The organism is Staphylococcus sp. HMSC059F04 (assembly GCF_001812565.1).
In the GTDB taxonomy this organism is placed as follows: Bacteria; Bacillota; Bacilli; order Staphylococcales; family Staphylococcaceae; genus Staphylococcus; species Staphylococcus lugdunensis.
In genome coordinates this window covers 32,929-51,905 of the sequence record NZ_KV809483.1, presented here as the reverse complement: position 1 = coordinate 51,905, position 18,977 = coordinate 32,929, and the positions used below count along the sequence as shown (strand labels likewise).

The window sequence follows — 18,977 nt, the reverse complement described above, 5'->3', positions numbered from 1 at the left end:
TGTTTCACTTCTTCCGTAGTTCTAATTTGATATTTTGATCTAATAAAGTGGAATTAACAATTTCAAATTCAAAGGTATCCTGTAAATCTATAACTTCTTGTGTTTGAAAGAATTGATTTGTTCCAGAACCACCTATCAATTTCGGGGCAAAATAGATGATGAGTTGATTAACTAACTGTTGTTGGAGAAATAATGAGGTAACTTTAGGTCCCGCCTCGACGAGCAGCCGACCTACACCTTTTTTATATAAATCTTGTAAAATATCAGGAATTTTACAATTGCTCATGTAATTAATAAAAACATTGGGTAAAGTTGTTGTTAATGTGGCATCTTCAGTGTATATCCATATATCAGATAATTGATCATGAAACATATCTAGACTAAAGTCAACGTCCCCACTTCGAGATAAAATAACACGAATAGGGTGTTTACCATCTTTAACTCTAGTCGTGTACTGAGGATTATCTGCTAATACGGTTTTATTTCCTGTTAACACGGCATCATGACTGTGTCTTAAACGATACACATCTTGCTTTACTGTTTTATTGGTAATCCATTGACTTTGTCCATAATCTGTTGCCTGTTTACCGTCTATACTTGTAGATACTTTAACGGTAATTTCAGGAATTTTCTCAGCTTTAGCTTTAAAAAAGTCTTCGTATAAACAATAGGCTTCATGATCAAACTGCTGATACACTTGGATACCAGCTTGGGTTAAGATTTCATCACTTTTACTAGGTAAAGTTGTATCTTTTACAGCATATACTACCTTATCTAGACCATGATCGATGATTTTGTTAACGCACGGCGGTGTCGAACCATAATGCGTGCATGGTTGTAAAGACACATAAATTGTTGCACCTTGTGCTTCGTCACCAGCCATGTCAATTGCTTGCACTTCAGCATGTTTCTCACCTTGTTTTAAATGTGCGCCAAGTCCGATAATTCTGCCATTTTTAACAACTACTGCTCCTACTGGTGGATTAACACCAGTCTGTCCTTTAACCATCTTAGCAAGCTGTATTGCCTTGCTTAAATATAAATCCAATTTATCACCTTCATAAAAAAACCTTATACCAAAATAGGCATAAGGAGATTGATATAATGACATTTGAACAAGCCTACACAATAATTTCTGTGCATGCTTAACAAACATTAAACGTAATCGTTTATGTTAACGTCGATTGTATTCTTTCTCCCATCCAGACTATACTGTCGGCTTCAGAATCTCACTGAATCAGCCACTTGTGCATCACAAGCAGGTCGCAGGCTTAATCACTGCCGGTTGGGAATTTCACCCTGCCCCGAAAGAACGTATTATGAAGTTGATAATTCTACTTTAAGTGTTACTAAAACACTATGAGTTTATCTTACTAAATTTTAATAAACTTTACAATGAAAGCAATTTAATTTCTTTAATTACTATTTTTTAGAAATATTGTCGCGACTTAACCGTGATTGATGTTCATATAAATAATCCACTGCATTAACTACTTGTGAAACAATCATCTTAACACCATTTCTTAATTTATTTACACCATTGGTAAGCTGACCTATAGCGACAGCGTTAGTCAACGTCCCATATCTTGGACTAATAATTTGATTTGTTTCTGGCACAATTTGAATACCACCCATAGGATGTGCTTGTACAATACGACGATTCTCTAGGTTAATGACTAATTGATCATCCTCGTCTAACTCTGCTAAATGTGTTTTAGCACCTGTTGCATTAATAATAATGTTAAAGTCATCACACGAAGATGTGTCTTTAAATGTTAGATTAAATAATTGTCCATCATGCGTAATATTCTCTAGACCACGTTTTATAATTAAAGAGCCATTCTGCATTAACTCAATAAGTAATTTAGCTGTTCTAGGCGGCATTGGATTAGAATTAAGTTGAATCACTTTAGTATATTTCTTATCGAACAACTGTTGATCTGAGCTACTCAAACTATTGTATATCCAGTTTAAATTCTCTTTTAGATGTTCTATCAATCCTTGAAATACACCGAGCTCTTGTGAATGATCTAAGTCATATTGCAAATCATCAATATGATTTCCTGAACGTCTATTTATTAACGTATCTAATTCAATATTCCATTCTTCACATTCCTTATAGAAAAGCTTAACTAAAGTATCTAGTGGTACGTTTCCATAATTAACTGCCTTGATACTATTAAAAGTTTGTTTTGTTAAATAACGAAATGTTATTTCTTGCATATTTCCACGCACACTTGGCAATTGCGCCGAGCGACTCGTCATAATGATTGGAAGATGCTTATGATGTGTTGCTACATATCTAACCACATCTAAGCTAGCTAACCCTGTACCTATAATAGCAATACGATCTGTCTCTTTCACTTCATCCAAAGTGTTATATGTTGGATATGGCGATTGGATATATCCTGGAATTCCTTTTAACTGGTATGGATCGTGATAGCTTAATGTCCCAATAGTCAAAAAGATATAATCATACTCCTTCCAATCATTCATATCATCAGAAGTACAAACATAATATTTTAAAGCTGTTTCATCAACATTTGAGTTAGTAAATATTTCTTTAACTTCGTCATGAATCAATGTTAAATTATCAAAAATTTTATCAAAATGTAACAAATAGGATTTCATATAGTGGCCAAAAATAAATCTTGGTAAATATTTAGGGTTCTCATAAGAAAAAATATTTTGCTGCTGATACCAATGCCAAAATTCTAAATCATCTTCTAAATTTAAACTCATCTTCTTGGATGGTAAATTAATTAATAGTTCATCACTATCATTTTGAAAAGGTACCCCGTGACCCATGTTGATTTTATTATCGTAGACATCTACAGTTAAAGTTGAAAAGTTTTCGTGTTTAACAAGTTGTCTTAGCACACTTACACCAGCTGTTCCCATTCCAATTATCGCTACACGCATGATTTCTTCACCCTTTTTAATTATCTGTTTCTTTCTACTAGATACTTCTTTATTGTATCAATAAGTATTTAGAACTAAAATAAAAATAACTTCGCGTTATTTAAGTAAAGTCATTATTTAACTTTTATAAATGAAAAATATATTAAATGAGGTGTTTTAACTATGAAAGTTATAGCAAAAATCATTTTAGTTACTGTTGTGTTATTTGCTTGGATTAATCGTAAAAATAAAGCTGAATAAATCGTTTTATAAAAAATAAAAGCTCCACTAAATATCTTGAGGAGTCAAGAACATAAATAACAAAATAAAAATGACAATTTCTATTAAAATCATGTAGAAATTGTCATTTTATTCAGAGATATATTATATCTCAATTTATTTTCTTAATTCGCTTTATGTTTGTCATCATCTTTATAGACATACCATTTGAAATATTTTCCTTCTGTTTTCATTTCTTGATAAAAGTCAGCGATAATCGTTGCATTGCTTTCAGCCCATTTAATATCTGTCGCATACTGATGTTCGCCAGGGTTCTTAGGATTCCATCTCATGCTGTACAATGTATTTTGATCATCATGTGATAAGAAATGTTTGTGAATGAATTCCGCACCGCCACGTATTGCTTTTTCTGGCGTATCCCAACCATGCTTTTTAGCGTATTGTGCACCTGTTTTAATTGGATCTTCGTCTAAAGCACCAACACCATAAAAATTATAATATTTCTTACCATCGATTTCCACGCCATTGGCTAATTGACTCTTAGAAGCACCTGTTTCAAGTAAAGCATGTGATATAAGGTAAACTTCATTAACATGATTATCTTTAGCCGCTTCTAAAAAATCATCCGTATGTTTTAACAATGTTTCTCTATCAAACAACATACGTTTAATTCTATTTTTATCAATACCTTGATATTTCGATAAATCTAAAAATTGATATTTCTGTTTGTTATCTTCAATAAATTTACTGCTATCCATTGCTGTTTTAATTTCAGTAGCAGAAGCATCTCTCCAAGCATTATTGCTTTTATTAGAAACTTGCTGGCTTGTATAATTATCTATTTGTTTCTTAGAAGCTTTATCGAGTGTTACATCTAAATTTTCAACCTTTTCAACTTGTTTAACTTCTTTAAATAAAATTTGATCTGAAATCATTGAAAAGAAGATTATCCCAACAATTACTAATAGTATTAGTAATCCAAACAACCCGATAATAGAGCCTCTTTTGTGCTTTGCCATATTCACACCTCTTAGGTCAATGTTGTAAAACTTATGCAATATGTGTTTATGATAATAAAGTTTAACATTATTATATTGCTTTCACAATTTTATATAAGCTTTGTTACATATTCATAAATGAATAGTAATAAAACTGCAAAATAAAATGGTTAGACAAATCGTCCTGTATAAATTTGCCCTAACCATTTAACTTTCACATTTTTATTCACGATGATTTTTGTATTCCATCATAATGAAACTTGCTGCTTGAGAGCGATTCTTATAATAATATTGATTTAAATCGATAGTACCCTCTACTTCACCATCTCGATACATCATTTCATTTGTAAAATTATTAATCATTACAAAATCTGAGCGATCTTTAATAATATCCAAGTCATCATTTCGTGCAAAAAAGTGTTCAAGATTTAAGTGTGCGTAATCCATATATACCTCCTTAGTGTCAAATTTGTTATATGCTGAAGTTTGTTGATGTTTTAGTCAATAACTTATTTTTAAAATATACCTATGCCCTATATTTAACACCTTATAGCGTAATTAAGCAAATGATATTTTTCAATTTTTAGCATAAGCTATGAATATCCGGATAAATTTCATTATGCACATAAGAAACGGAGCAGCTAATGTTATTTAACAATGTATATCATCAATTTAATAAATATATTCATTATTTGTTAAATAAATATCATATTCGTTATAATTATGATGAGTATTACCAACTCATGCTCATACGATTATGGCAACTCACAAGCCAATATAATGCCTCTTTAAATCCAAATTTTTCAACTTTTATTATCTTCCGACTAAATTATTATTTAATTGATTTATTTAGAAAAGAACAGCCTAAACAATCCGTAGAAATAAGTATATTAAATCCAAGCTCATCAAAGCTACCTAATTATATCCTCAATGACTTCAATCTTATTATGGAAGAGGCTTGGAAACACTTAACGCGTCAAGAACAGCAATGGCTCATCTTACAAATAAGTGGATACAAGCAATATGAAATTGCCCAACATATGCACATCTCATTATCCTCAGTAAAAAATTACAAACGCAATGCCAGACAAAAGCTTCAGCGCTTCTTCACATAAAGGAGTCAGCACACCATGAATGTAACTAAACTGGATCAATTACTCTACTTAAAAACTTGTACTAGCAATAAAATAGCTACAGAATGTAAATATTTAGAACACACTGAAATAATACCTAAATCAATGAAGCAAGTACTATATCATTATCTTGAATTTTATGGTAGATATTTGCCTTTACAAATAAAGGTTGCCAAGCGTTTATTACACATCAATAAATTAGTGCCTATTTATGTAAACCAACAGACCATACTATTTCCTATTAGACCCCAACGTTCTCCAATTCAATGTTACATTAATGCTAAACATATTGTCGCCATGCATGCAATTAACAACCATATCATCATCGTTTTTGAACAACAAATCCAATTAATTATCGATGCCCCATATACACTTATTTATAACAAATGGAAAGAAAGTTTATTACTATCACATCTTATACCACTTAACTACGCGATTGATTAAATTTATATTCAAGTAGCTTCTTTGTCGCATATGCTGTTATTTTTTTAATTAACCAAAGACTGATAATGATTAATAAGATCGCACCTATTAAGATTAAAATAACACTCCACGTGGCTACTTTTACTTGTGGATTAATAAAATAATTTACTGCAGTTAAACTCGTAATGAATCCAAATAAAAATAATCCCATAAAAACAACATACAAGACGATAATTAAAAACAGTAATAATACTAAAGAACTGTGTGTTTGATTTTTCTCTTTGAAAACATAATTTTTTAAAAACTGATTTGCATAATAAATGGGACGTTGCAATATTTTTTCGTCATTGTTATCAATCAAATGATTTAAATATCGTTCTAATTGTATTTGCTCATTATTATTTAAAAACCACAGTTGCTTTTTTATTTTAGCTACAAATTGACTTTCATTCATCTACATCCCTCCTATTCATTTAATATATCAATAAAGCTAATACTATAAGATTTAAACAATGTCTGCAAGTTTATCTTTGGACGTATAAAACCCCCAACAATAAATTAATTGCTGGGGGTAAATATTTGAGTTACAAAATAGATAAGCCTGAACTTTGGATATCTTTAGCAAATCCCTTAACCGTATCTACTGATAAACCATTAATGTCTCGACCTAAATTATTATTAACCTTCTTAACGACATCTGCTGGGCACGTAATGATATCTGCGCCAACCTCATCTGCTTGGATAACATTATATAATTCGCGACAGCTAGCCCATAATAATTTAACACCTGCTTTACTATGCGTAACTGTGACTGCTTCTTTCATTAATGGTAATGGATCTACACCAGTGTCAGCAATTCTTCCAGCAAATACTGAAACATATGTTGGTACACCCTCTGTAACTGCTTCTGTAATTTCTTTAACCTGTTCAATTGTATAAACTGCTGTAACGTTTAATCTAACATTGTCTGCAGATAATTTTTTAATGAGCGGAATCATTGACTCACCTTTTGTGTTAACAACTGGGATTTTAACAAAAACATTTTCCCCATATTGTTTTAAAATTTCGGCTTCTTTTTCCATTGTCTCTATATCATCAGCAAATACTTCAAATGATATTGAAGCATCTGGTATCTCTTTTACAGCTTCCTCTGCAAATGCTTTATAATCCGTAACGCCGGCTTTAGCCATTAAGCTTGGGTTCGTTGTGAAACCGTCAACTTGTTTATTTTTATATGCTGCTTTCATTTCTTCAATATCTGCACCATCTGCAAATACTTGTACATTTAATTGTGTCACTATGCATTCCTCCAACTAATTAACTTAAGGTATCTTGCTAAAAATATTGTAGTCTATCTTTGAAATTAAGACACACACATTTTATTACTGCCACTTTAAGTTAAAAATAATATAATTCATTTATATCATGTGGTTGTTATACAAGCTAATGTTTTGTTTGGTAATTTGTCATTTAATATATCAAAGTTGATAATTATTATTTCATTGTTGCGTAAATATGGTAAAATATTCTGATGAGTCACTTAGGAGGTCAGTCATGTCTAAATCAAAAAAATATTTTTATATTTCAATTATTTTACTAATAATTAGCTTTTATTTTAATACATTTAACCCCTATTTAAGTCAACAAATAACATCTATTAAATATTTAATGATTGCTTGCAGTGTTGTTAACGTAATTATTTTAATTGCAGCCATTATTTTTTCTGATAAAGCGATTAAGCACTTGAATGAAAACAGTGATTGGATACGTATAGCAAGTAAAATATTACCCTTTATTATTCTATTGGTAATCATCTTCCATATTTATGCTTCAATCACTACTTTTGGCATTATCAAATAATGGGTAAAAATTTATCATAATTACTGAATAAATCATAACTTAAACGCTATATTAAGGATCGATGTTCAATGCAATATTTTTATATTTTCATTGGTGGAATGATAGGCGCTGCTTGTCGTTATCTGCTATCAACATTCAATTCAACAACATTTCCATATGGTACATTAAGTGCAAATTTAGTTGGTGCTTTCTTAATGGGCTTATTATTCACTTTAACAGTGCCATTTCTAAGCAAGCATCCTAAATTGAAAAAAGCACTCACAACTGGATGTTTAGGTGCTTTTACAACATTTTCTACATTTCAATTTGAATTGATTACAATGCTTGAACAATCTCTTTTCTTAACCGCATTATGTTATGGAATTGCTAGCTACATTTTGGGAATTTTAAGCTGTTATATAGGTCTCAAGTTAGGACGTGAGTTATCGTGATAACACTTATCCTTATAATGATAGGCGGTGGTTTGGGTGCATGTGCAAGAGCTTGGATTACTCAGCAATCAAAACATTATTTAAAGATCGATTTCCCTATCGCAACGTTATTTGTAAATTTGCTTGGATGTTTTTTAATTGGTTATACTGCATCCATTGCTCATGAACATCATTGGTTCTCTTTATTCGTTGTCACAGGATTTTTAGGAGGATTAACAACATTTTCTACTATGAGTTTAGAACTTGTTCAAATGTTGTTAGAAAAAAATAAAGTCATTAAATTTGTACTTTATACTGTGCTTCATTTTATCGTTGGCTTTCTATTATGTTTATTCGGCTATCAATTATAAAGACACAAACGAGTAAGGAGCGAAACAGAGTTCATTATAAATCCATAGTCCTGCCCTGGCAAAGTTGACTAGGATTGAATCAAGCTTGATATAAGCGTATTTTCAATCCAGTCAATTACTGCCAATATATCGTTCATAGCCTAAAACATAATATCCCGAATCCTTTCTTGTTACGCCTTTTAATTTACCCAGCAAAATCTTGAGGGTTTGGTCCTATACGCTTCTCTTGATTTAATTGGTCAATACGTGCCATTTGCGCACGGCTCAACTCAAAATCAAACACTTGGATATTTTCTGTGATTCTTGATGGCGTGATTGATTTAGGAATCACGACTACACCATGTTGAATATTCCAACGAATAATAACCTGTGCCGGAGACTTAGATACTTCATGTGCGATTTGTTGAATTGTTTGATCATTAAGTATTTGTCCGTTTTGTAAAGGAGACCATGACTCCATAGGGATGCGCTGTGCTTTTAAGTAAGTTCTTAATTCATTTTGAGTAAATTTAGGGTGATATTCAACTTGATTGATCATTGGCTTTATTGAGACCTGTGCAAGTAAGGCCTCAAGATGATTTACGTCAAAATTACTGACACCTATACTATAGACTTTATTATCTTTATATAAATCTTCCATGCCCTTCCACGTATCAATCATGACCGCTTCATCTTTGCCGGGCCAATGAACTAAATATAAATCGAGATAGTCTAATCCCAATTTTTTCAAACTTTGTTCGTATGCTTGTGCAACGTTTTCTCTACCAAAATCTTCAAAATATAATTTTGATGTAATAAATAAATCTTCTCGACTTAATCCTGTTGATGTCATTGCTGCTTTTATACCTGCACCAACCTTTTCTTCATTACCATATACTTTTGCCGTATCTATACTTCTATACCCCTGTTCAATCGCATATTGGACTGCTTGTTGACACTCGTTATTATTTCCGACCCGAAATGTTCCTAGACCTACTTTAGGCATCGCTTGTCCATTATAAAATTCTATCGTTTTCAAATGATTCAGCCCCTTTTACATTAATAACGCTAATACCTATTCCCACTCTTGTAAATTTTAAGCATAAAACAGCACCTAACTCGTATAAAAGGAAAGTTAGGTGCTAGTTATTTTTTAGTTAAATGATTCTATTTTTGTCATAATTTCTTGCAAATCATCAACATTGTATTGAATTCGACCATGGAAAACAAATTTGTTGAAAAATTCATTTAGTTGCTCTGGACCGACAAGTACTTTCGCACTTGAAGTTTGCGCATAATTTGAAATAGTTACTTCACCTTCACGTTTAGGATTGAAATAAAGAATAGATGTAGGTGTGTATGTTAATCCTAATTTCGTTTGCAAGTCAGTAGCTAACTTTTCAATTTGTGCAAGTTGTGCTGAATAATCTAAAAATGATAGCGATGATTGATCATCATTTTGATCTAGTACTAAGGTATGCGGTGCTTTGGCATTTAAATCTAATGTTGAAAAGACTTGTTGCATCATTGGCAATTCATTAAATTGATTACCACTTATACCATTATACACATGCCCCTTTAATAACTTGGAATCAATAATATAAAGTCCTGTACGAGTTAATACAAGATGACTGATGCGTTCAATATTATTCAAGTCATTACCAGGTAAAAAGATATTAGCCATAATATGCATATCTTCAGGTCGGATTCGTTTTTCATTGACAAGACGTTCACGGATACCAATTAATCTCATATCCGTCACATATTCACTCGTATTTTTTGAAAATAATTTTAGAGCATCAATTTCTCGCTCTTTGCTATTAACAGTTGCTTCGTAATTTTCCTTTTGTTTAGTAACTGTCTTTTTGTTTTCAATTCTTTCTTTTTCTAATGCTTCGTCATGTGATTCTTGCATTTGCTTTTCTTTTAATTTATATTCGTCTACCGTTTGTCGTTTTATCTTTTTATTATTTCTTAATGCAACGAAAAATAAGATTAAGCAAATAAGTGCTATAACCACAGCGACGATTAAACCGATTTCCATTGGTCCTAATGAATTCATTCAAACAACGCTCCTTTAATTATTCAATAACTATAATTATAATAGAAAATCTGTCTTATTTCGATATTTATCCTTAAATTTAGTAATTAAAAATTAAATTATGCTTGAACGGCGTCTTTTAAAATATTGACTTTATCTAATTTTTCCCAAGGTAATAACACATCTGTTCTACCAAAATGACCATATGCCGCAGTTTGTTTATAAATAGGATGTTTTAAATCTAACATTTTAATGATACCAGCGGGTCTTAAATCAAAATGTTTTCTAACTGCAGCGACAAGCTCACCTTCAGATACTTTACCTGTATTAAACGTATCAATGGCAATAGAAACTGGTTCAGCTACACCAATGGCATAAGCAAGCTGTACCTCACATTGGGCTGCAAGTCCAGCTGCAACAATATTCTTAGCTACATACCGTGCTGCATAAGCGGCAGACCGATCTACTTTTGTTGGATCCTTACCACTGAAGCATCCACCTCCATGACGCGCATATCCGCCATACGTATCAACAATAATTTTTCGTCCTGTTAAACCAGCATCACCTTGTGGTCCACCAATAACAAAACGCCCTGTAGGGTTAATAAAGAACTTAGTGTCCTCATCTAAAAGATTATCAGGTACCGTTGGATAAATAACATGATTTTTAATATCCTGTTGAATTTGTTCTAATGTTATATCTTGCGCGTGTTGTGAAGATACCACAATTGTATCGATGCGGTATGGTTTGTCATTTTCATCATATTCAACAGTTACTTGCACTTTGCCATCCGGACGTAAATAATCTATAATGCCATCCTTTCGAACATCTGATAAACGTTTAGCAAGCTGATGTGATAAGAATATTGGTAAAGGCATATACGTTTCAGTTTCATTAGTAGCATAACCAAACATTAGCCCTTGATCTCCGGCACCAGTTGCTTCTATTTCTTCTTCTGAAATATCATTACGATATTCAAGTGCTTTATCAACACCTTGTGCAATATCCGGTGATTGCTCATCTATAGCAGTTAAAACTGCCATTGTTTGGCAATCATATCCATATTTAGCTCTTGTATAGCCAATATCTCTAATTGTTTCTCTTACAACTTTAGGAATGTCCACATAAGTTGTTGTTGAAATTTCACCAGAAATCAATGCCATACCTGTTGTAACAGTTGTTTCACAAGCAACACGTGCATTAGGGTCGTCTTTTAAAATTTCATCTAAAATGGCGTCGGATACTTGGTCAGCTATTTTGTCGGGGTGTCCTTCAGTAACTGATTCTGAGGTAAATAAGCGTTTATTATATGTCATTGTTTACTCCTTTAAGTTATTTTACGAAAACTCTCTTGTATAAGCCAAATTAAAAGAGCCTTCTACTATTTAGATAGAGAGAAGGCTCTAGACGTCCATTCGCTCTTATCGTTCAGACCATATTTGTCTGCAAACGGTTTGGCACCTTTCTTTATAAAAGAGGTTGCTGGGCTTCATTGGGTCCATGTCCCTCCGCCACTCAGGATAAGAGAATCCGTTAAGAATTATACTACCGAATTCGTTAGCTAATGTCAATTTTAGATTTTTCATACCAACATCGTATTAGCTATGGCATAATCCTTTCATTATGTTATACTATTGAATTGTAAAGGCTTTCACATGTAATATTTATGCACTGGAGGGGTTAAAGTATGTCAATTAATACATACAGCGAAACGTCAAAAATTAAACACTTATTAGAAAAAGAGACAACTTTATTTCAGCTTTCAACGACGCAGCTTTATAACAAAATTCTTGAAAATAACGAAGGAGAACTGACTGAATTAGGTGCAATCAATGCTAGTACAGGTAAATATACAGGACGTTCACCAAAAGATAAATTTATCGTTACTGAACCTTCATATAAAGATAATATTGACTGGGGCGATGTCAATCAACCTATAGATGAAGAAACATTTTTAAACCTATATCACAAAGTTTTAGATTACCTTGATGAACGTAACGAATTGTATGTTTTTAATGGTTATGCAGGCAGTGATAAAGATACACAACTTAAATTAACGGTTATTAATGAATTAGCATGGCATAATTTATTTGCACATAATATGTTCATTCGTCCTGAATCAAAAGATGAAGCTATAAAGATTAAACCGAATTTTACAATTGTATCTGCACCTCATTTTAAGGCAGACCCAGACATTGATGGCACTAAATCTGAAACATTTGTCATTATTTCATTTAAGCATAAAACAATTCTTATTGGCGGTACAGAATATGCCGGAGAAATGAAAAAAGGTATTTTCTCTGTTATGAATTATTTATTACCAATGCAAGATATCATGAGCATGCATTGCTCAGCTAATGTGGGTGCTAAAGGTGATGTTGCGTTATTCTTTGGTCTATCTGGAACAGGAAAAACAACTTTATCTGCTGCTGCAGATAGAAAACTAATCGGGGATGATGAACACGGTTGGAACAAAAATGGTATTTTTAATATTGAAGGCGGTTGTTATGCAAAAGCAATTAATCTTTCAAAAGAAAAAGAACCGCAAATATATGACGCTATTAAATATGGCACAATTCTTGAAAATACAGTTGTACATGAAGACGGTAGCGTAGATTTTGATGACAATCGATATACAGAGAATACACGTGCTGCCTACCCTATTCACCATATAGATAATATCGTATTACCATCTAAAGCAGCACATCCAAATACGATTATTTTCTTAACAGCGGATGCATTTGGCGTACTCCCTCCAATCTCTAAATTAACTAAATCGCAAGCGATGTATCATTTTTTGAGTGGATTTACATCAAAATTAGCTGGAACAGAACGAGGTATTACCGAACCTGAACCGTCATTCTCAACATGTTTCGGCGCACCATTCTTACCTCTAAATCCGACCGTATATGCTGATTTATTAGGTGCGTTAATTGATGAACATAACGTTGATGTCTATCTCGTAAACACCGGCTGGACAGGCGGTAAATATGGCGTTGGTCGCCGCATTAGCCTCCACTATACTCGTCAAATGGTTAATCAAGCAATCACAGGTCAATTAAAAAATACAGAATATATAAAAGATGACATGTTTGGTCTTTATATTCCGACAGAAATCGAAGACGTGCCAAAGACAATTCTTCAACCGATTAATGCTTGGAATGATCCAGATAAATATAGAACTCAAGCGCAAGACTTAATCAAACGCTTTGAACATAATTTTGAAAAATTTGGTTCAGAAGTAGCCGAGATAGCACAAAGTGGCGGCTTTAATAAATAAAAACCTCAAAAATATAGCTTAGATGCATATTATGATTTAAAATTCGTAGTGCATCTAAGCTTTTTATTTTTGAAGCTCTTCTATTTCCTTCATCCAATTGAATATACGTTGAATTGCCAATCTCATTGCTACTGGTCGAGGTACATGGCCTTCTGCAAGTTGATAAAATGTATCAAATTGCGTCCCTCGTTGTTTCAAAGCATCTTCTAAAAAGTATGCCTGATGAATACCGACTTGTTTATCCTGACCTCCATGAATGATAAGTATCGGTGGACTCGTTGCATCAATATCCTTTAACGCATCACGTTTTTTATAGGATTGTGCATCTTTAACAGGATGTCCAATCATTCGTCGCAACATTCCTCTCAAATCCACACGTTCCTCATACATTAAATTTACGTTTGAAACACCCCCCAAAATAATATAACTGTCCACTGGTAAATCTTGAAACGTTAATAAACCTTGCAGACCTCCGCGTGAAAAACCAATCATATGAATATAAGCGTCAGGATATGATTGATGTAACTGCTGAACAAGTGTTGTCACATCATGTAAATCACCTTGGCAAAATTCATCTCTACCTTCACTCCCATTATTGCCTCGATAATATGGCCCAATAACTAATGTCTCTGGTGATGAAAATTGCATTAATCTTGCTGCACGCACACGTCCTACCTGACCTTTTCCACCACGTAGATACACAACAATCCGCTCAACCGTTTTATGAGGTAACATTTGTAATGCTTTCACTTTTAAACCATCAACAACATAGGTTACCTCTGCAAATTCATGTGTCAATGATTCAATTGGCATGGTTTTATAAAGAATATAATCCAAGCAATTTCACCCTCTCCAAACACTGCTGAATAGCTGCATCTTGTATTAAATAACTTCGCTTGTTTTCAGGAATATCGTTAAGTCTTTGATAAAGAATGGGACCTGCTGTTTCTAAATAATCATTTTTTTTATCTATACGACTTACTTCAATTGCATATACATCTTTGACAAAAGGTGTCTTATCCTTAGTAAATACTTCATATTGCGCAATGTACGTAAGTTTCTGGCATTGGGCGCCTGTTTCTTCAAAAAGTTCGCGTTTAATCGCCTCCATACTTGTTTCTCCTTCTTCCCGTTTACCACCTGGAAATTCTATTCCTCTTACTTTATGCTGAGTAAATAATAGCTGCTGTTTATAAAATGGGATAGCTAAAACATGGTTACCATTCGCAATATCTTTATCATTTTTATATGTGAGGATAACACGTCTATTTTCTTTATCTAAAAATTGCATATAGATTACTTCCCCTTTCAATATGTTAAAATGAAGTTATTGCTAGATGGTTGGAGGCTTTTATAAATGAAAAAATTATTACAAAAATTATTTTTAAGCTTAATTTATGTTTATCAACATTTTATTTCCCCAATGACACCAGCGACATGTCGTTTTTATCCAACATGCTCAGAATACACACGTGAAGCCATTGTGGTATATGGACCACTCAAAGGAACTTATATGGGTATCCGTAGAATTTTAAAATGTCATCCTTTTCATAAAGGCGGATTTGATCCAGTACCGTTAAAAAAAGATAACAAGCACTGTCAACATAAACATTAAAACATGACCAATTGTGATGTATCAACCTCGGGAGGAGAAAATGAAATACGTCGTTGTTTTAGAATACCTGATTGTGACACAAGATCATGATCATAATAGTATCCAGAAGGTGTAATATCCCCTGGATAATCTCCAAATTGTGCTAAGTAAGCTGTAAAATAACGACTTAACCCATATTCATACATTCCACCAATGACGACACTAATATTATCACGTTGTAGCTTGTGTATTAACTTAATCACATGGTCAATACCACCCATTCTAAAAGGCTTAATTACGACCACTTGTATGTTATAACTATGACATAACGTTAATATTTGTTGCACTGATGTAGCCTTTTCATCTATTGCCACTGGCGGAAATAAATTATGCTTATAATTTTTATATAAATCCATTGTTTTAAATGGTTCTTCGATATAAATAGGATGATACTGCTTAACCAGTGCTAATTTAGGTAAATCTTCTTTAGTTAATGATTCATTTGCATCAATTACCAACTGATATTCAAAATCCAATTGCTTATTCATATGCGCTAAATCTTTCAAAATATGATTCGACCATTTTATTTTAATGCGTTTTGGTTGTGTCTCTTTAAGTTGAACGAAATGCGCTTCGGTTAACCCGCTCACAGTTGCACCATAATCCACATTTATAATTGGTAATGTTTGGTACATTTGAAACACAGCCATTACCACTGTAGCCCGAGCAGCTGGAGCAGCGTTCAGCTGATTTAAATAAGGGAGCCAAGCATCAAAGGTCGAAAATTCTTTATTTTTGATACTACTCGACCATGCTTCAATAACCTTTTGAACACTATTAATTGTTTCTGAGTCATACCAATCCGATTCAAATGCATTGCATTCACCAAAAAATGATTTTCCCTGTGAAGTAATCATTTCAATAATTAGTGCTTTACGACTTGTTAAATGAACTTTCGGGGTTGTTATTGGCACACGAAACGATTGATTATACAAATAGTAATTGATATCTACAATTTTCATTCATACTCATCCTTTAAGCTCAAATTTATTACGTTGCAATTTCCCAGTAGATGTATAAGGTAATGTTCGAACGGCAACATATTTTTTAGGAACTTTATAAGCAGCAAGTTGCACTCTTAAAAATCGATCTAACGACGCAATATCAATGTTGTCTTCTGAAATATAATATAATAATGGGACTTGTCCCCATGTTTCATCTGATAAAGGCACACACATCGCGTCTTTTATGCCATCAAATTGTTTAGCTTGCATTTCGATTTCATAAGGATAAATATTTTCACCACCACTAATGATTAAGTCTTTGCGACGATCATAAATCACGACAAATCCATCCTTATCAACCTCCGCAATATCCCCCGTTTTAAAATAGCCATCTACGAATGCGTCTTTTAAACCTTTAGGATATAAATAACCGTCCATCACATTGTTACCTTTAAGCCACAACTCACCATGCCCATCGCGATTAGGATTATGTATCTTTATCGAAACATTGCTACTCGGTTTACCAACCGTATCATGACGACGAGCTAACATATCAGGTGATGCCGTTAAAAATTGAGAGCACGTTTCTGTCATGCCAAACGAATTATAAATTGGTAACTGATAATTTAGCGCTTCATCAATTAAAGCAACTGATAATTTAGCGCCTCCGAGCAGTATTTTTTCAAGCTTATATGGCTGTGTTAAGCCGGCATCCATAAGCCATTGCAATGTTTGAGGAACAAGAGAAACATGCGTGATGTGCTCATTCTTAATGATATGCATCATACGCTGTGTATCAAATTTATCCAATAATCTTACCGTGAAACCTTCTATAACTGAACGTAGTAATACACTTAATCCTGATATATGATAAATTGGCAATACAGAAAGCCAAATCGTTGTAGAATCAAAACCTAAACTTGATTTACAGCCTTTTGCACTCGCATAATGATTGTTAAAAGTTTGTGGAACTGCCTTTTGTGGTCCAGTCGTGCCAGAAGTAAACATAATTGATGCGATATCTTGTTGGTTAAATGATTTAGATATCAATCCTTTATTACGTTTATCAATTAAACTCTGAAAAGGAATGATATTAAAATCTTTCAATGCTAAAGAAGCAGTAGTGATTATATATTGAACGTCAATCGACTGCATTTGAGCTGTGATTTCTTTTGGTGTTAATCGGGTATTAATCATAGCAATTTCGATATGTGCTATCCAACATGCATGAATTAAAATGACTGAGTTTATAGAATTGGTTAAATATAAACCTACCCTTGAGATATTAAGCGTAACAAGATGCTCAGCGATAACCTTTGCCCTATCATATAATGTTCGAAATGTGAGTGCCTTAACACCATCTGTAATTGCTATTTTATTTGGATTCATATAACTCTGTTCTGATAACCAATATTCCAACTCAATAGACCTCCATGTTCATATACATTCTTATTATAGCGATTTTGTATGATTTTATCAGTGACAGTGCTTAGGTTATTTGAAGCATTATATTTTTAAATAAACCTTAAAGTTAACAACTAGGATACATTAGTTATTTTTCACAGTATTTTTATAAATTTTACACTTTGCATTTATACTTTTTTGCTACGCTGGTTATGGGACTTTTATTGAAAAAAATTAATGATAAAAGGAGATATAATTTCATGATAAAAAAAGAACTCGTAGAAATTTATACTAACGGCTTAGAAGAAACATTTTCAGTAGGATATGTCCTTGAAGAAAATGAAAATTTCATTATATTTAAGTCTATTGATGAAAAAGGTGTACTAGACAGTTACCAATTAAGGAATAAGGAATACATTTTAGAAACTTGTAATCATTCAAAATACATTGAATTAATCGATAATTATATTTTACAAAGCAAAGAACATGGCATGTTTAATCCATTTAATATTGAAAATACATTCCATTTATCTTCAGATTTGCAAGATTTAATTACTTTAAACTCAATGATAACAATCGTTATGCAAGATAGCATTGAATTAATCATTGGACGTGTAACCGAAGTACAGGAAAATATCATAAAAGTAAAAGTTTTAGATTTTAATTCCTTAGAGTTTACAGATGTTGACCAAATTTATATATCAAACATTGTAGCGATTGATTTAGTAAGTGTAGAAAATAAATTACTTGAAAACTATTTAAATGCGTAGTTTTTTGTAGCTAAGAGTAAGTTTATGGAAATGCGAATAAAAAAGAACGCTGATATATCAACGTTCTAGAGTAATTTAATTAATCAGAATTAAACTGATTTTTAATTTTGTATGGAGAGTGAGGGATTCGAACCCTCGAGACGCGATAAAGCGCCTACACACTTTCCAGGCGTGCTCCTTCGGCCAGCTCGGACAACTCTCCGTAACATATGACTTAATAAAATAAAAAACAGAAGCGATATTTCACTTCTGCTTATATGACTCCTACGGGACTCGAACCCGTGTTACCGCCGTGAAAGGGCGGTGTCTTAACCGCTTGACCAAGGAGCCATGGCTCCACAGGTAGGACTCGAACCTACGACCGATCGGTTAACAGCCGATAGCTCTACCACTGAGCTACTGTGGATAAATAAGATGGAGCGGGTGATGGGAATCGAACCCACAACATCAGCTTGGAAGGCTGAGGTTTTGCCATTAAACTACACCCGCAAATCATTACGATTATGGGGCGGTTGAAGGGAATCGAACCCTCGAATGTCGGAACCACAATCCGATGCGTTAACCACTTC

General features: G+C 33.0%; 21 protein-coding genes, 4 tRNA genes and 2 riboswitches. Of the genes, 8 read left to right on the top strand and 17 right to left on the bottom strand.

Features of this window, described 5'->3' with window-relative positions; translation table 11 throughout:
- Window positions 1-4: 4 nt before the first annotated feature.
- The 4 genes from ribD to HMPREF2864_RS11620 all read right to left on the bottom strand — a co-directional run bounded on the left by ribD (window position 5) and on the right by HMPREF2864_RS11620 (window position 4,586).
- Window positions 5-1,048, bottom strand: a complete 1,044-nt coding sequence (gene ribD, locus HMPREF2864_RS11635) for a bifunctional diaminohydroxyphosphoribosylaminopyrimidine deaminase/5-amino-6-(5-phosphoribosylamino)uracil reductase RibD (RefSeq protein ID WP_037543108.1) — start codon at window positions 1,046-1,048, stop codon at window positions 5-7.
- Between the two features lie 138 nt (window positions 1,049-1,186).
- Window positions 1,187-1,316: riboswitch (FMN riboswitch) on the bottom strand.
- A gap of 106 nt (window positions 1,317-1,422) precedes the next feature.
- Window positions 1,423-2,922 (bottom strand): FAD/NAD(P)-binding protein, encoded by a 1,500-nt coding sequence (locus HMPREF2864_RS11630; RefSeq protein WP_037545530.1) that lies wholly within the window; start codon window positions 2,920-2,922, stop codon window positions 1,423-1,425.
- A gap of 383 nt (window positions 2,923-3,305) precedes the next feature.
- Window positions 3,306-4,160 (bottom strand): peptidoglycan release complex glucosaminidase SagB, encoded by an 855-nt coding sequence (locus tag HMPREF2864_RS11625; RefSeq protein ID WP_002458801.1) that lies wholly within the window; start codon window positions 4,158-4,160, stop codon window positions 3,306-3,308.
- Between the two features lie 201 nt (window positions 4,161-4,361).
- Window positions 4,362-4,586 (bottom strand): hypothetical protein, encoded by a 225-nt coding sequence (locus tag HMPREF2864_RS11620; RefSeq protein ID WP_002458800.1) that lies wholly within the window; start codon window positions 4,584-4,586, stop codon window positions 4,362-4,364.
- Between the two features lie 197 nt (window positions 4,587-4,783).
- Here HMPREF2864_RS11620 and HMPREF2864_RS11615 point away from each other — a divergent pair, with 197 nt between their 5' ends.
- Entirely contained in the window at window positions 4,784-5,254 is a 471-nt protein-coding gene (locus tag HMPREF2864_RS11615) for a sigma-70 family RNA polymerase sigma factor (protein WP_070544785.1), read from the top strand.
- Between the two features lie 15 nt (window positions 5,255-5,269).
- Window positions 5,270-5,716, top strand: a complete 447-nt coding sequence (locus HMPREF2864_RS11610; RefSeq protein WP_002458798.1) for a competence protein ComK — start codon at window positions 5,270-5,272, stop codon at window positions 5,714-5,716.
- Here the strand turns inward: HMPREF2864_RS11610 and HMPREF2864_RS11605 are convergent.
- Window positions 5,697-6,149 (bottom strand): hypothetical protein, encoded by a 453-nt coding sequence (locus HMPREF2864_RS11605; RefSeq protein WP_002458797.1) that lies wholly within the window; start codon window positions 6,147-6,149, stop codon window positions 5,697-5,699. The two genes, HMPREF2864_RS11610 and HMPREF2864_RS11605, sit on opposite strands and share 20 nt — an antisense overlap.
- A gap of 130 nt (window positions 6,150-6,279) precedes the next feature.
- A complete protein-coding gene (locus HMPREF2864_RS11600) occupies window positions 6,280-6,993 on the bottom strand; it encodes a transaldolase (protein WP_002458796.1) in 714 nt (237 codons plus the stop codon).
- A gap of 256 nt (window positions 6,994-7,249) precedes the next feature.
- On the opposite strand from HMPREF2864_RS11600, the gene HMPREF2864_RS11595 reads away from it, so the two are divergent.
- From HMPREF2864_RS11595 to crcB (HMPREF2864_RS11585), 3 genes are all read left to right on the top strand, one after another.
- Window positions 7,250-7,555 (top strand): hypothetical protein, encoded by a 306-nt coding sequence (locus tag HMPREF2864_RS11595; protein ID WP_002478003.1) that lies wholly within the window; start codon window positions 7,250-7,252, stop codon window positions 7,553-7,555.
- Window positions 7,556-7,623: 68 nt separating this feature from the next.
- Entirely contained in the window at window positions 7,624-7,986 is a 363-nt protein-coding gene (gene crcB, locus HMPREF2864_RS11590) for a fluoride efflux transporter CrcB (RefSeq protein ID WP_070544786.1), read from the top strand.
- Window positions 7,983-8,336 carry a fluoride efflux transporter CrcB gene (gene crcB / locus HMPREF2864_RS11585; RefSeq protein ID WP_002458793.1) on the top strand — a complete coding sequence of 118 codons (354 nt, stop codon included), beginning with the start codon at window positions 7,983-7,985 and terminating at the stop codon, window positions 8,334-8,336. The genes crcB (HMPREF2864_RS11590) and crcB (HMPREF2864_RS11585) overlap by 4 nt, the downstream gene beginning before the upstream one ends.
- A gap of 184 nt (window positions 8,337-8,520) precedes the next feature.
- On the opposite strand, the gene HMPREF2864_RS11580 is transcribed toward crcB (HMPREF2864_RS11585), so the two are convergent.
- From HMPREF2864_RS11580 to metK, 3 genes are all read right to left on the bottom strand, one after another.
- On the bottom strand, window positions 8,521-9,321 hold the full coding sequence (locus HMPREF2864_RS11580; protein ID WP_218086066.1) for an aldo/keto reductase: 801 nt from the start codon (window positions 9,319-9,321) through the stop codon (window positions 8,521-8,523).
- Between the two features lie 147 nt (window positions 9,322-9,468).
- Window positions 9,469-10,377, bottom strand: a complete 909-nt coding sequence (locus HMPREF2864_RS11575; protein ID WP_002458791.1) for a nuclease-related domain-containing protein — start codon at window positions 10,375-10,377, stop codon at window positions 9,469-9,471.
- Between the two features lie 98 nt (window positions 10,378-10,475).
- Window positions 10,476-11,672: a methionine adenosyltransferase gene (metK, locus tag HMPREF2864_RS11570; protein ID WP_002458790.1), complete on the bottom strand. Its 1,197-nt coding sequence runs from the start codon at window positions 11,670-11,672 to the stop codon at window positions 10,476-10,478.
- A gap of 102 nt (window positions 11,673-11,774) precedes the next feature.
- Window positions 11,775-11,883: riboswitch (SAM riboswitch) on the bottom strand.
- Between the two features lie 160 nt (window positions 11,884-12,043).
- Here metK and pckA point away from each other — a divergent pair.
- Window positions 12,044-13,636, top strand: a complete 1,593-nt coding sequence (gene pckA, locus HMPREF2864_RS11565; RefSeq protein ID WP_002458789.1) for a phosphoenolpyruvate carboxykinase (ATP) — start codon at window positions 12,044-12,046, stop codon at window positions 13,634-13,636.
- Between the two features lie 63 nt (window positions 13,637-13,699).
- Here pckA and HMPREF2864_RS11560 read toward each other — a convergent pair whose 3' ends face one another.
- Both HMPREF2864_RS11560 and ytkD read right to left on the bottom strand, forming a co-directional pair.
- Window positions 13,700-14,473 (bottom strand): alpha/beta hydrolase family protein, encoded by a 774-nt coding sequence (locus HMPREF2864_RS11560; RefSeq protein WP_070544787.1) that lies wholly within the window; start codon window positions 14,471-14,473, stop codon window positions 13,700-13,702.
- Entirely contained in the window at window positions 14,454-14,927 is a 474-nt protein-coding gene (gene ytkD, locus HMPREF2864_RS11555; protein ID WP_002458787.1) for an RNA deprotection pyrophosphohydrolase, read from the bottom strand. The genes HMPREF2864_RS11560 and ytkD overlap by 20 nt, the downstream gene beginning before the upstream one ends.
- Before the next feature lie 66 nt (window positions 14,928-14,993).
- Between ytkD and yidD the strand changes: the two genes are divergently transcribed.
- On the top strand, window positions 14,994-15,251 hold the full coding sequence (gene yidD / locus HMPREF2864_RS11550) for a membrane protein insertion efficiency factor YidD (protein WP_002458786.1): 258 nt from the start codon (window positions 14,994-14,996) through the stop codon (window positions 15,249-15,251).
- Here the strand turns inward: yidD and menC are convergent.
- On the bottom strand, window positions 15,248-16,252 hold the full coding sequence (gene menC / locus HMPREF2864_RS11545) for an o-succinylbenzoate synthase (protein ID WP_002492644.1): 1,005 nt from the start codon (window positions 16,250-16,252) through the stop codon (window positions 15,248-15,250). The genes yidD and menC overlap by 4 nt on opposite strands.
- A 6-nt stretch (window positions 16,253-16,258) precedes the next feature.
- Window positions 16,259-17,653 carry an o-succinylbenzoate--CoA ligase gene (gene menE, locus HMPREF2864_RS11540; protein ID WP_070544788.1) on the bottom strand — a complete coding sequence of 465 codons (1,395 nt, stop codon included), beginning with the start codon at window positions 17,651-17,653 and terminating at the stop codon, window positions 16,259-16,261.
- A 245-nt stretch (window positions 17,654-17,898) separates the two neighbouring features.
- Here menE and HMPREF2864_RS11535 point away from each other — a divergent pair, with 245 nt between their 5' ends.
- Window positions 17,899-18,408, top strand: coding sequence for a hypothetical protein (locus HMPREF2864_RS11535; RefSeq protein ID WP_256277714.1), 510 nt, complete (start codon window positions 17,899-17,901; stop codon window positions 18,406-18,408).
- 112 nt (window positions 18,409-18,520) lie between these two features.
- On the opposite strand, the gene HMPREF2864_RS11530 is transcribed toward HMPREF2864_RS11535, so the two are convergent.
- From HMPREF2864_RS11530 to HMPREF2864_RS11515, 4 genes are all read right to left on the bottom strand, one after another.
- Window positions 18,521-18,610, bottom strand: a tRNA-Ser gene (locus tag HMPREF2864_RS11530).
- Window positions 18,611-18,666: 56 nt separating this feature from the next.
- Window positions 18,667-18,738: transfer RNA gene (locus HMPREF2864_RS11525), tRNA-Glu, on the bottom strand.
- 1 nt (window position 18,739) lies between these two features.
- Window positions 18,740-18,814 (bottom strand) — tRNA-Asn (locus HMPREF2864_RS11520).
- 9 nt (window positions 18,815-18,823) lie between these two features.
- Window positions 18,824-18,897: transfer RNA gene (locus HMPREF2864_RS11515), tRNA-Gly, on the bottom strand.
- Window positions 18,898-18,977 lie beyond the last annotated feature (80 nt).

What these genes read in the sequence shown, in the direction of transcription:
- HMPREF2864_RS11630 (WP_037545530.1), bottom strand. Translation starts at nt 2,922, where the DNA reads ATGCGTGTAGCGATAATTGGAATGGGAACAGCTGGTGTAAGTGTGCTA.
- HMPREF2864_RS11625 (WP_002458801.1), bottom strand. Translation starts at nt 4,160, where the DNA reads ATGGCAAAGCACAAAAGAGGCTCTATTATCGGGTTGTTTGGATTACTA.
- HMPREF2864_RS11620 (WP_002458800.1), bottom strand. Translation starts at nt 4,586, where the DNA reads ATGGATTACGCACACTTAAATCTTGAACACTTTTTTGCACGAAATGAT.
- HMPREF2864_RS11615 (WP_070544785.1), top strand. Translation starts at nt 4,784, where the DNA reads ATGTTATTTAACAATGTATATCATCAATTTAATAAATATATTCATTAT.
- HMPREF2864_RS11610 (WP_002458798.1), top strand. Translation starts at nt 5,270, where the DNA reads ATGAATGTAACTAAACTGGATCAATTACTCTACTTAAAAACTTGTACT.
- HMPREF2864_RS11605 (WP_002458797.1), bottom strand. Translation starts at nt 6,149, where the DNA reads ATGAATGAAAGTCAATTTGTAGCTAAAATAAAAAAGCAACTGTGGTTT.
- HMPREF2864_RS11595 (WP_002478003.1), top strand. Translation starts at nt 7,250, where the DNA reads ATGTCTAAATCAAAAAAATATTTTTATATTTCAATTATTTTACTAATA.
- crcB (WP_070544786.1), top strand. Translation starts at nt 7,624, where the DNA reads ATGCAATATTTTTATATTTTCATTGGTGGAATGATAGGCGCTGCTTGT.
- HMPREF2864_RS11580 (WP_218086066.1), bottom strand. Translation starts at nt 9,321, where the DNA reads ATGCCTAAAGTAGGTCTAGGAACATTTCGGGTCGGAAATAATAACGAG.
- HMPREF2864_RS11575 (WP_002458791.1), bottom strand. Translation starts at nt 10,377, where the DNA reads ATGAATTCATTAGGACCAATGGAAATCGGTTTAATCGTCGCTGTGGTT.
- metK (WP_002458790.1), bottom strand. Translation starts at nt 11,672, where the DNA reads ATGACATATAATAAACGCTTATTTACCTCAGAATCAGTTACTGAAGGA.
- pckA (WP_002458789.1), top strand. Translation starts at nt 12,044, where the DNA reads ATGTCAATTAATACATACAGCGAAACGTCAAAAATTAAACACTTATTA.
- ytkD (WP_002458787.1), bottom strand. Translation starts at nt 14,927, where the DNA reads ATGCAATTTTTAGATAAAGAAAATAGACGTGTTATCCTCACATATAAA.
- yidD (WP_002458786.1), top strand. Translation starts at nt 14,994, where the DNA reads ATGAAAAAATTATTACAAAAATTATTTTTAAGCTTAATTTATGTTTAT.
- menC (WP_002492644.1), bottom strand. Translation starts at nt 16,252, where the DNA reads ATGAAAATTGTAGATATCAATTACTATTTGTATAATCAATCGTTTCGT.
- HMPREF2864_RS11535 (WP_256277714.1), top strand. Translation starts at nt 17,899, where the DNA reads ATGATAAAAAAAGAACTCGTAGAAATTTATACTAACGGCTTAGAAGAA.